This window comes from Henriciella sp., assembly GCF_049649345.1.
Classification (GTDB): Bacteria; Pseudomonadota; Alphaproteobacteria; order Caulobacterales; family Hyphomonadaceae; genus Henriciella.
In genome coordinates this window covers 1-11,522 of sequence record NZ_JBARZC010000329.1, presented here as the reverse complement: position 1 = coordinate 11,522, position 11,522 = coordinate 1, and the positions used below count along the sequence as shown (strand labels likewise).

Annotated in this window: 12 protein-coding genes; 9 read left to right on the top strand and 3 right to left on the bottom strand. The window is 60.2% G+C overall.

The annotated features are described in order from the left end of the window. Together WA989_RS08805 and WA989_RS08800 are read left to right on the top strand one after the other, a co-directional pair. The coding region (locus WA989_RS08805) for an ATP-binding cassette domain-containing protein (protein ID WP_424340131.1) at positions 1-885 on the top strand (885 nt) is incomplete at its 5' end. 13 nt (positions 886-898) lie between these two features. Next, positions 899-1,807, top strand: coding sequence for a phosphatidylserine decarboxylase (locus WA989_RS08800; RefSeq protein WP_424340130.1), 909 nt, complete (start codon positions 899-901; stop codon positions 1,805-1,807). Here the strand turns inward: WA989_RS08800 and WA989_RS08795 are convergent. After that, entirely contained in the window at positions 1,798-2,004 is a 207-nt protein-coding gene (locus WA989_RS08795; RefSeq protein ID WP_424340129.1) for a DUF2842 domain-containing protein, read from the bottom strand. The two genes, WA989_RS08800 and WA989_RS08795, sit on opposite strands and share 10 nt — an antisense overlap. A gap of 95 nt (positions 2,005-2,099) precedes the next feature. On the opposite strand from WA989_RS08795, the gene WA989_RS08790 reads away from it, so the two are divergent. Continuing rightward, complete coding sequence (locus WA989_RS08790; RefSeq protein ID WP_424340128.1) at positions 2,100-3,125, top strand: COX15/CtaA family protein; 1,026 nt, start codon at positions 2,100-2,102, stop codon at positions 3,123-3,125. Here the strand turns inward: WA989_RS08790 and WA989_RS08785 are convergent. Then, positions 3,100-4,119: a hypothetical protein gene (locus WA989_RS08785; RefSeq protein ID WP_424340127.1), complete on the bottom strand. Its 1,020-nt coding sequence runs from the start codon at positions 4,117-4,119 to the stop codon at positions 3,100-3,102. The genes WA989_RS08790 and WA989_RS08785 overlap by 26 nt on opposite strands. A 36-nt stretch (positions 4,120-4,155) precedes the next feature. Between WA989_RS08785 and rplM the strand changes: the two genes are divergently transcribed. The 3 genes from rplM (at position 4,156) to argC (ending at position 6,242) form a co-directional block, all read left to right on the top strand. Next, on the top strand, positions 4,156-4,620 hold the full coding sequence (gene rplM, locus WA989_RS08780) for a 50S ribosomal protein L13 (protein ID WP_424340126.1): 465 nt from the start codon (positions 4,156-4,158) through the stop codon (positions 4,618-4,620). A 5-nt stretch (positions 4,621-4,625) separates the two neighbouring features. Then, a complete protein-coding gene (rpsI, locus tag WA989_RS08775) occupies positions 4,626-5,111 on the top strand; it encodes a 30S ribosomal protein S9 (RefSeq protein WP_424340125.1) in 486 nt (161 codons plus the stop codon). A 90-nt stretch (positions 5,112-5,201) separates the two neighbouring features. Next, complete coding sequence (gene argC, locus WA989_RS08770) at positions 5,202-6,242, top strand: N-acetyl-gamma-glutamyl-phosphate reductase (RefSeq protein ID WP_424340124.1); 1,041 nt, start codon at positions 5,202-5,204, stop codon at positions 6,240-6,242. Here argC and phaC read toward each other — a convergent pair. After that, positions 6,200-8,404, bottom strand: a complete 2,205-nt coding sequence (gene phaC, locus WA989_RS08765; RefSeq protein WP_424340123.1) for a class I poly(R)-hydroxyalkanoic acid synthase — start codon at positions 8,402-8,404, stop codon at positions 6,200-6,202. The genes argC and phaC overlap by 43 nt on opposite strands. Positions 8,405-8,459: 55 nt before the next feature. Between phaC and WA989_RS08760 the strand changes: the two genes are divergently transcribed. From WA989_RS08760 to WA989_RS08750, 3 genes are read left to right on the top strand one after another with little or no spacing between them, the layout of a single operon-like run. Further along, positions 8,460-8,909: a hypothetical protein gene (locus WA989_RS08760; RefSeq protein WP_424340122.1), complete on the top strand. Its 450-nt coding sequence runs from the start codon at positions 8,460-8,462 to the stop codon at positions 8,907-8,909. 52 nt (positions 8,910-8,961) lie between these two features. Further along, positions 8,962-10,161 carry an LL-diaminopimelate aminotransferase gene (locus WA989_RS08755; RefSeq protein ID WP_424340121.1) on the top strand — a complete coding sequence of 400 codons (1,200 nt, stop codon included), beginning with the start codon at positions 8,962-8,964 and terminating at the stop codon, positions 10,159-10,161. 28 nt (positions 10,162-10,189) lie between these two features. Continuing rightward, complete coding sequence (locus WA989_RS08750; protein WP_424340120.1) at positions 10,190-11,476, top strand: homoserine dehydrogenase; 1,287 nt, start codon at positions 10,190-10,192, stop codon at positions 11,474-11,476. Positions 11,477-11,522: the final 46 nt, after the last annotated feature.

Here is an 11,522-nt window from a genome sequence, read left to right as displayed (position 1 = left end):
CCGCTCAACATTCTTGGCTGGGCCTGGCGAGAGATCAAGCAGGGCGCCGTCGATCTTGAGAAACTGCACGGGCTTCTGAACATGAAGGCGGAAGTGGCCGACGCGCCGGATGCCCGGGAACTCGCGGTCCCTGATGGTCATGTGCAGTTCGAAAATGTGTCGTTTACGCATGACGGGCGCGCCGTTGGTGTTCAGGATATTTCATTCACCGTCGAGGCCGGAAAGAAAGTCGCCTTTGTCGGGACATCGGGCGCCGGCAAGTCGACGCTGCTGAAACTGCTTTTCCGGTTTTATGATGTCGAGGCTGGAGAGGTGCGGGTCGACGGACAGGATGTCCGCAGCCTGACGCAGACCTCTCTTCGCCGGGCGCTCGGCCTCGTGCCTCAGGATGTCGTGCTGTTCAATGATACGATTGCTTCTAACATCGCTTATGCCAAGCCGGAAGCGACGCTTGAAGAGCTGCGCGATGCGGCGCGCCGGGCGCAGCTCCTGCCCTTCATCGAAGCCCTGCCGGAAGGCTGGAACACGCGGGTCGGCGAAAGAGGGTTGAAGCTCTCGGGCGGTGAGAAACAGCGGGTCGGGATTGCGCGGGTGATCCTGGCAGATCCGGCGGTGCTGGTGCTCGATGAGGCTACCTCCGCGCTCGATAGCGCGACGGAAGCGGCCGTCCAGGATGCGCTCGACGAGGCCTCGAAGGGCCGGACCACGCTGATGGTCGCGCACAGGCTATCGACTGTGCAGAATGCCGATGAAATCATCGTCCTAGAGGCAGGGCGTATCGTCGAGCGCGGTTCGCATGCTAGCTTGTTGCGGGAAGACGGCGCTTATGCGCGCATGTGGGCTCGCCAGATTGCCCGCGACGAGCTTGCCGCTGTTGCAGAATAGAAAAGAGGAAGACATGGCTAAACGCGGAAATTCCATGACCAATCGTTCGCTCCCCTGGTTTCAGAACGGGTTCGACCTGGAGGGCGTGGTCGCGTTTCTGGGGCTCTGGCTATTCGGTATTCTTCTCGGAATGCTGTGGGATCCACTGTTCTGGTTTGCCTTCATTCCCGGCGTCGTCATCCTGTTCGCCACGCGTACTGCGGATCGCGTGAGCCCCGAGCAAAACGGCCTGTTGCTCGCGCCGTGTGATGGTGTCGTCCAGTCGGTTGAAGATGCCGATGCGCCCGAACAGCTGCGGATGATGGGGGCGTACCGACGCGTGCGCATCTCGTCCTCACCTTTTGCAACCAACAATATCCATGCACCGCTCAGCGGAGCGTTGAATTTTATCGAACGTGAAGACGGCGCAGCTGAGAACTTCGCAGCCCTGCGCGCGGACTCTGCCGGGCTGACGCAGCTCTTCTTTTCCGTGTCGGGTGACGATGGGTCGGCTGGCGTCCGGGTCGCCACAGGCGGGCTGGGCCCACGATTGCATGCCAAGGCCGATGCCGGAGACAGGGTCGATGCGGGCAGGACCGTCGCGATCAGGCGCCTTGGCGGCTGGTGCGATGTCTATGTTCCGGCTGGTGGCGTTCCCCTGGTCGAACCCGGCCAGACGCTGATTGGCGGCGAATCGGTACTCTGGCGCTATGGCGCAGGGGCGCCTGCTGCGGAGGAGTACGTGGCCACCGAAGATGAGCGCACTGAACTCGATGCGGATGCGCCCATAACGCCTGAAACCACACCGCCCCCAGTGGCCGAAGACGCCGAAGAAACGGTCCAGGAGGCTAAAAAACCTTCAGCAGAACCGGGTGATCCATCCGAAATGTTCGCCCGGCTCAGGCGCGAAGCGACCAAGCATTCAGACGACCCTCAGGACTGATCGGCCGGCGGCGGCGCACTGTTCATCCATCTGAGCAGCGGGCGAAGCGGGATAATCCAGGCGACACCGGCGACGACGTAAAAGGCGAGCTGCAGCCAGTCATTCGTACCAGCCAGCCATGTCCCGATCGTGCCAGCAGCAATGATCCAGACGGCGATGAAGGCGAGAAGCGCCAGACCGGTTACGACTTTCCGCATAGTTTGACCTTGTGAGCTGTTATTTCCGGGCGAGTGCGACGCCGTGGCCGCTTGTGGTTTGCAGCCTGAGCGTCAGATAGGGCCGTATGAGACAAATGGCAAAGTCTGACACTGCGACGCTCTGGGTGCGCCGCTGGCTCGTCCTGATCGGGCTCATGGTCTATGCCATGATCCTGATCGGCGGCATGACGCGGCTGACCGACTCAGGCCTGTCGATTACCGAGTGGGACCCGATAAGCGGCGCCTTGCCACCGCTTGGTGCTGAAGGCTGGGCCGAAGAGTTTGCCAAATACCAGCAAACCTCGGAATTCCAGCAGCAGAATTACAACATGACCATGGCCGAGTTCCAGTACATCTACTGGTGGGAATGGGGCCATAGGCTGTTTGGGCGCCTCATCGGCCTGGTCGCCATTGGCGGCTTTGCGGTGTTTGCTCTGAAGAGATGGCTGAGCAAGCCGCTCGCCATGCGGCTTCTTGTACTGATCGCCTTGGGCGGGCTTCAGGGGTTCATCGGCTGGTGGATGGTGTCGAGCGGGATTGGCGAGACGGACCGGCTCGATGTCGCGCCGTACAGGCTAGCGGCGCACTTCACGCTGGCGCTCGTCATTATTGGCTACACGGTCTGGCTCTGGCTGGATCTGGGCGGCAAGGCGCGTCTGGCTGTCGGCTCGGCTGCCCGGATATTCGCACTCGTCATGCTGGGACTGATCTTCGTGCAGATGGGCACGGGCGCGCTTGTGGCCGGCCTTGATGCCGGGCGCACCTATACAGACTGGCCGCTAATGGCAGGCGAACTGGTGCCCGGCCACTATATCAATGCAGAGTTAGGCATCCGCAGCGTCTTCGAAGGCCGCGAAGCGACGCAGTTCAACCACCGCCTGCTTGCCTATGTGATCTGGATCCTGGCGCTCGCCGGGGTCGCTTTGATGCGTGGCAAGGCGGGCTGGCGCGAAGCGGGAACGCTCGCTGTCCTCGTCACAGCGCAAGCGGCCTGGGGCATCCTTACGCTGATGAATGCGGCGCCGCTTGAGCTGGCGATCATCCACCAGGCGCTTGGCGTGATCCTGTTTATCGCCGCCGTGCGCCTGACCTGGCTTACTGTTCGCCCGGCGGAACGCTGATCGGCGTCAGCGTGATCCGGCTAGGATCAACCAGAACGGCGCGGTGATTTCCGGACGAGACGGTGCCGCCGAGCACAATGATTCCGCCGGGATAGCCGCCACCGCGCGCATCGCCCACTGCTGCAAGCGCGGTCGGATTGGGCGGCACACGAACCGTGATGCCTTCCTTGATGTCGAGGTCCTGCGTTTCGCCATTGTCATATGTCGCCGTGAGCTGGCCGGTTTCGGTTATGGAAAGCAGGGTCTCGCGTCCCATACGGCGGAGATTCGACGTTGCCGCGACCGGGGCCGAATAGAATTCGATGCCGTCGGCGGTGAATGTGCAGGCTGCAATGGGGCTCCCTGTTTCAATCGTCTGGACTTCGGTGAAGGCGAGTTCGCCATCGGTTTCAGTGATTTCGCCGACCTGCAGCGTGCTAGCGCCATCTGACCAGTAGGCGAGCCGGTGCAGCACATCGCTGCCTCCGAGGGGCGGGGCGGCGCACAGGCCGGCAGCTCCGTCGACCTGGTCTCCCTGAAGATCATATTCGATGGCTTCCGGAAGCTGGCCGCCATGGATCCAGACCTTGAGATCGCCCGCCCCGTCTATGCCTGGAAAGAACGTCACTGGAGTGCCGGACAGCATGGCGTAGCGCCCTTCACTGAGCGCGTTTACATCGGTCTCGGCCACCGCTGTGACGCGCTCGCCGTCGAAGTCGAAAACCTGCAGGCCGCCGCCTTCATAGGCAATGGCGAACGTCGACCCAGCGCCACCGGCGATGCCGATACTGCGGATTGGAAAGTCGAGCTGATCGGTGGACCAGACCGCTGGCAGGGAATCAGAAGGGGCTTCATCCGTCGCTGGCTGTTCGACACTCGCCGTTTCGTCCGGGGAAGCTTCATTCTCGGCAGGCTCTTGCGGTCCGCTACACGACGCGGCATAGAAAAGCAGGAAACCGGCTATCCCTGCGTTGACAGGTAAGGTCTGCGCGCTTAAACGCGGGCGCTTGAACATATTCCAACACTCCGAATGAGAGGCTCCCGAGGAGCAATGAAGACTTATAACGCACCAGCTGACGTAGAGAACAAGTGGATCGTTATCGACGCGACGGATGTCGTTGTCGGTCGCCTTGCTTCATATGTCGCCAAACGCCTGCGGGGCAAGCATCGTGCTGATTTCACACCGCATATCGACACAGGCGACCATGTCGTCGTGATCAATGCGGACAAGGCACGGTTCACCGGAAACAAGCTTCGCGACAAGACCTATTACCGCCACACGGGCTATCCGGGTGGGATCAAGGAAACCACGGCAGGAAAGATCCTGTCTGGCCGTTTCCCTGAGCGTGCGGTCGAGCTTGCTGTAAAACGCATGATGCCGGGCGAGAGCCCGCTCGCCAAGCAGCAATACGCCAAGCTTCGCGTCTATGCGGGCGCCGAGCACCCGCACGAAGCCCAGAAGCCAGAAACTGTCGACTTCGCGTCGATGAATGGCAAGAATCAGAGAGCTGACTAAGTACTATGTCCGACACTGCTAATTCTCTTGAAGACCTGAAAACCGTCACCGGCGGTGAAGCTGCAGAAGCTGAGGTCGTTACCGTTGAGCCGAAGATCGATGATCTCGGTCGCGCCTACGCTACGGGCCGCCGCAAGGAAGCCACTGCGCGGGTCTGGATCAAGCCGGGCACTGGCAAGATCACCGTCAACGGCAAGGACCAGGAGCAGTATTTTGCTCGTCCGGTTCTGCGCATGGTGATCGAGCAGCCGTTGATCGAAACCGATCGTCGCACGCAATTCGATGTCATCTGCACGGTTAAGGGCTCAGGCCTCTCCGGTCAGGCCGGCGCTGTGCGTCATGGCATCTCCCGCGCGCTGGTCGCGTATGAGCCGAGCCTGCGGGCCGTTCTGAAGCCACACGGTTTCATGACCCGCGACCCGCGGACTGTCGAGCGCAAGAAGTATGGCCGCGCGAAAGCCCGCCGCAGCTTCCAGTTCTCGAAGCGCTAAGCGACAATCTGCAAATTGTTTTGCCAAAAGGGCGCTTCTTTTCGGGGAAGCGCCCTTTTTCTTTGGTCCGGGCCGTGAGAGGAGACGGGGATGACGAAGACACTGAAAGCGGCCGTTCTGGGCGCGTCGGGCTATACCGGCGCGGAAACAGTCCGCATCCTGCGCAATCATCCCCACGTCGATGCAGTGGCGGCGACGGGCAATGCGCTTGCCGGCCAGAAGCTATCGGGCATATTTCCGCATCTCGGCACGCGCAATGATCTCGATGTCGTCAAGGCCGAGGACGTGCGCTGGGATGAGGTGGATGTCGCTTTTGGCTGCCTGCCGCATGGCACCAGCCAGGACCTGATCGAGACGCTTCCATCCCATGTGAAGATTGTCGACCTGTCGTCGGATTACCGGTTTCGCGATCCATCCGCTTATGCCGAGGCCTATGGGCGGGAGCATATTGCGCCTGAGCGCACGGCCTCTGCCATTTATGGCCTCAGCGAGCATGCGGCCGAGCAGCTAAAGGGCGCCGACCTTGTCGCGTGTCCGGGCTGTTATCCTACAGCAGTGCTGATGGTGCTCTTACCGCTGATGAAACCTATGGTCATCGACAAGGATGCGATCATCATTGATGCCAAGTCGGGCGCGTCGGGCGCGGGCAGGGGGCTGAAAGAAGGTAATCTCTTCTGCGAAGTGGGCGAAGGGACGCACGCCTATGGCGTCGGCACACACCGGCATACGCCGGAGATAGAGCAGGAGCTCGACCTGCGCGCCGGGCTCAGCGATATCGAAGTCACGTTCACACCGCATCTGCTGCCCATGACACGCGGCGAGCATGTCACCTGCCATCTGCGCGGTGATGTGGACGCGGTCCATTCAGCGCTCGCGTCGGCTTATCAGGGCCAACCGTTCGTGTCGGTGCTGCCGCTTGGCTCACCGCCGCCGGATACGCGTCATGTGCGCGGGACCAATGACTGCCGGATTGCTGTCTTTCCCGACCGGGCCAAGGGCCGTGTGATCGTGATCGCGGTGATCGACAATCTGGTCAAAGGCTCAAGCGGTCAGGCGATCCAGAATCTGAACCTGATGATGGGCTGGGATCAGGCTTTGGGGCTCGACGCGCTGTTGCCGCTCTTTCCCTGACGGCTGGCCGGCTTCTTGCGGCTGGACGCCGCAGGCTTTTTCGGCGCCGCATTTTTCGCCGGGGCTTTGTTGCCAACCGCCGTTTTCGAGGACTTTGAAGCGGCGGGTTTCTTTGCCCCGTTCGCAGGGGATTTCTTTGCAGTCGCCGATTCCGAGGGCTTCTTCGCTGCGGCAGTCTTCGTTTTTGACGTCACCGCGGCTGTCTTCTTCGCACCAGATGCTTTCGCGGCGGCCGTTTTGGTCGAGCCAGACTTGCTGGATGCGCGCGCCGTTGCCGGTTTCGATGCCGGCTTAGGCTTTGGCTTCGAGGCGGTGGCGGCTTTCTTGATCACTGAGGGCTCGGAATACGTGTCAGCCGGCTTTTCGCCCTTTGCGATAGAACCAAGACGCATTTTCACATAGGTGCCAGGCGCATCGCCGAGACCGGTATCCTCGACCGGACGAGCCTCGACTTCCGGGCCCGATTTCGGCTTGAGCCACGTCCACCAGGACGGCCACCAGGAGCCTTTTCCTTCTTCGGCCCCGGCGAGCCATTTTTCCGGCGTGTCCGGTAAGCCGTCATTCGTCCAGTGCTGGTATTTCTCCGCACTCGGATGATTGATGACCCCCGCGATATGACCTGAGCCGGCGAGGATCAGATTGACGTCGCCGCCATATTTCTGGGCGCCGCGATAGATTGAATGCCACGGGCAGATATGGTCCTCCCGGCTGGCCTGGACAGTGACAGGTATCTTGATGTCACCCATCGAGATCTGCTCACCGAGAACCTCGAATTGGCCCTTGCTCAGCTTGTTGTCGCCATAGAGATCATTGAGATAGGTCCGATGTGTCTCGCCCGGAATATTGGTCTGATCGGCATTCCAATAGAGAAGGTCGAAAGGACGCGGCTTCTTGCCGAGCATGTAGTTGTCGACGACATAGCGCCAGACCAGATCCACCGGGCGCAGCCAGTTAAACGTCTCGCCCATCATCTCGCCGGGCATGATACCGTCATTGGACGTGATGACCTGATCGATGCTGGCGCGGGACGCCTCGTCGGTGAAGACCATAAGGTCCCCGGCATCTGTGAAGTCCGATTGCGAGGCGAAGAAGGTCGCAGACTGGATGCGCTTGTCGTCTTTCTTGGCCATGTAAGCGAGCGCACCGGTTAGAAGCGACCCACCAATACAATAGCCAACGGCGTTCAGGTCGTCGCTGCCAGTCTTCGCGAGCACTTCATGCGTCGCTGCCATGACGCCCTGCTCGATATAATCGTCCCAGGTGTAATCCCGCGTCACCTCATCGGCCGAGCGCCAAGAGACGACGAAGACCGTCAGGCCTTGCCCAACGAGCCAGCGGATCAGTGAGTTTTCCTCGCGCAAATCCATGATGTAGTACTTGTTGATCCAGGGCGGGAAGATCAGCAGCGGGCGCTGATGCACCTTCTTGGTCGTCGGCTCAAACTGTAGGAGTTCGATCAGCTTGTTGCGATAGACGACCTTGCCGGGCGCGGTTGCGACATTGACGCCGACTTCGAACGGCGTCTCGTCTGTCTGGCTGATGGAGAGGCGCCCACGGCCCCGCTCAATATCCTTGCGTGCATTTCTGAGGCCGTCGACGAGGCTTTGGCCCCCAGTGTCCAGCATCGCCTTGAGGGCGGCCGGATTGGTCGCGAAGAAATTGGTCGGCGAGAGCGCATCGATTGTCTGGCGGGTATAGAATTGCGCTTTGCGCTTGTCGGCGATCGACATCTCATCGGCTGACTCAAGAAGAGACATCATCCAGCTGGAATTGAGCTCATAGGCCTTGCGCATGAATTCGAAGGCCGGGTTGGCTGACCATTCAGGATCGGAAAAGCGCCGGTCCTTGACTTCGCTCATCTCGCCGAGCGTAAAATCCTTCCAGAGGTTCACCCACCCCATCCAAAGATCGATATTGGCGTTCATCAGCGCTTGCGGATTGGTGGCGAGCGACTGGCCGAGCTTGCCATAGGCGCCCATCATGCCGAACGGGTCAGCCTTTTTCGATGAACTGATCTGTGGCTGAGTTGTCGCCATTACTTCACTGAGAAGCGCCTGCGATTCAGCGGCCGCTTCAGCGAGCGATATGCCGAGCGCCTGAAGCTGTGCCGGCGACTGCTCCGCCAGGATGTTATTCAGGCTGCGATTTTCTTTATTTGCCATGTCTTTAGGCTTTTCATCACCTTATTGTCGCCATCCTACACGAACACGTATAGGTATGAAACGTTTCAAGAATCATGACGATAAGTGGTATTTCGGCGGTATGCGGTCTTTATTGATCATTCTTTGCGGTCTGGCGGCGGGATGTGCCGGGTCTTTGGACACATTGACGGATATGCGGGAGGCCGCACCCGACTGGTATGAGGAGCGGAAAGTCGAGCTCGCCGGGGAAGGGTATCCCCGCCTGTCGGACGTGCCGGTCAACTCGACCTACCGGCAGCAGAAGCGGCAGCTGTCCTTGACCCGCACGGAGCGCGAACAGATCCGAGCCCGCTTCGAGGCCGATCCGCGTTCAGAACCCGCCGACACGACGCCCGAGGAAATCATGGCATGGAGCTCTCGGCTTCGCAGCCGCGTCGACCGGCAGCTCACGCAGGCCGATTTCCTGACTGACGCCGAACTGGAAGCGCTAAGAGCGCGGTTTGATCGTCCGCGAGCGCGACGCTAGGGTTCAATTTTTCGTTTGCGTTCCCACCCAGTGTCGTTTCAGGAGTAGGCCCATGCCGGGCGAATTTTACAAAATCAGGCGCCTTCCGCCTTATGTCTTCGAACAGGTCAATCGCAAGAAAGCGAGCCTGCGCACGAACGGCGCCGATATCATTGATCTTGGTATGGGTAATCCCGATCTGCCGACGCCAAGGCATATCGTGGATAAACTGTGCGAGACGGCGCGAAAGCCGAACGTAAACGGATATTCCGCATCAAGAGGAATTCCGGGGTTAAGGCGATCGCTCGTCAATTACTACAAGCGCCGCTTCGGCGTGGATCTCGACAAGGACCGGGAAGTCGTCGTCACACTCGGTTCGAAAGAAGGGTTTGCCAATCTGGCGCAGGCGATCTCGGCGCCAGGCGATGTGATCCTTGCGCCGGACCCATCCTATCCGCTGCATTCCTTTGGCTTCATTATCGCAGGCGCCTCGATCAGGGGCGTGCCGGCTCAGACGCCGGAGCAATATCTGCAGAACATCGCCAATGCGATCCAGTATAGCGTCCCGCCGCCGACTGCGATGGTGCTCTGCTATCCTTCCAATCCGACAGCTGCGGTTGCCGATCTCGACTTCTACAAGGAAGCGGTGAAGATCGCGAAGAAGCATGATCTCTGGATCCTCTCAGACCTTGCCTACAATGAAATCTACTTTGACGACCCGCCGCCATCTATCCTGCAGGTGAATGGCGCAAAGGATATCGCCGTCGAAACGACAACCATGTCGAAAACCTATTCCATGGCCGGCTGGCGGATCGGCTTTGCGGCCGGCAATGAGCGGCTGATTGCCGCGCTCGCCCGGGTGAAATCCTATCTCGACTATGGCGCCTATACACCAATCCAGGTCGCCGCCTGCGCCGCGCTCGACGGGCCCCAGGACTGCGTCGAGGAAGCGCGCCAGATCTATCGGTCGCGCCGTGACACACTGATTGAGAGTTTCGGTCGGGCAGGGTGGGATATACCGGTGCCATCGGCCTCCATGTTCTGCTGGGCCCCTATTCCCGAAGCCTGCAAGCATATGGGCAGCCTCGATTTTTCACTTCAGCTGATCAATGAGGCCAGTGTCGCTGTAGCGCCGGGGGCGGGCTTTGGCGAACGTGGTGACGGATTTGTCAGGATTGCCCTGGTTGAGAACGAACAGCGCATTCGTCAGGCCGCCCGGAACATCAAACGGTTTCTTCTCTCGAAGGAAGCTGATAGCAGGTGCGCCGTCTAGCACGTTTTGCGCGAGAGGGGCGGAAGAATTGAAAACACTCAAGCTCGGTATTGCTGGCCTCGGTCATGTGGGGTGCGGCCTGGTGGATCTCGTCCAGCGCCAGGACAATCTGCGCCTGCCTGGCAAGGTCGAGATTGCCGGTGTCACGGCGCGGAACCGGTCACGCAACCGGCCTGTTTCGACCGATGACTATGCCTGGTTCGATGACGCCTCGAAACTCGCCGCAGATGAGAATATCAATGTGTTCGTCGAACTGATTGGCGGCTCGGACGGGCCGGCCAAGGTTGCTGTCGAAACGGCGCTGAAATCCGGCAAGGCCGTGATTACGGCAAACAAGGCGCTGATCGCCATGCATGGTCAGGAGCTTGCTGAACTCGCCCGCGAGAACGGTGTCGATCTTCTCTTCGAAGCGGCTGTAGCGGGCGGTGTGCCTGTCGTGCGCGTTCTCCGGGATTCTCTTGCAGGTGTCGATGTGCGCCGGGTGACCGGCATTCTGAACGGCACATGTAATTTCCTGTCTTCCGAAATGCTGTCAACCCGCAGACCCTACGAGGTCGTGCTCGCCGAGGCTCAGCGTCTGGGCTATGCGGAGTCCGATCCGACACTTGACGTCTCCGGCATGGATGCGGCTCACAAAGCCGCGATTCTGGCAGCGATCGCGTTTTCAGCTGATCTCGATTTTTCCAAAGTCTCCGTGCGAGGCATCGATACGGTCGAGCTTCTCGATCTCGATCTCGCAGACCGGCTCGGTCTTCGCATCAAGCTGATTGCCGAGGGCAAGATTACGGACCAGGGCGTCGTCTGCCGCGTCGAGCCGTTGGCCCTGCCGACAGGCCATCCGCTGGCTCGCGTCAATGGCAGTCTGAACACGGTGCGTATTGAAGGCGATCCGCTGGGGGCCGTGACATTGACGGGACCTGGCGCCGGACCGGGCCCGACGGCGAGCGCCGTGATGGGCGATGTCGCGAAGCTGTTCAATCCTGTCGCGCGGCCTGCTTTTGGCCGGGCCGATCACCATGATGTTCGCGCCTTCACTGTCGCGCCGACCAATGAGAAATCGGCATTCTTCTTGCGTGTACGGCTCGCAGACAGGGCCGGTGCACTCGCCGAACTGACGGAAGCGCTGGCCGAAAGCGGTGTATCTGTGGACAAGCTGTTGCAGGATTCAGCCGATGACGAGGGCGCAGCACCAATTGCCATCGTTACCCATATCTGTGCGCGCAGCGAGATCGATCGGGCACGAGAGCGTCTCAAGGCGCTCGAATCGAATATAGGTCAGCCTCAGATCATGGCGATCGAGGCTTCAACTGAGTAGGAGGGGCAGCCACGACGCCTGGCTGACAAATAAAGTTATGTCCAAG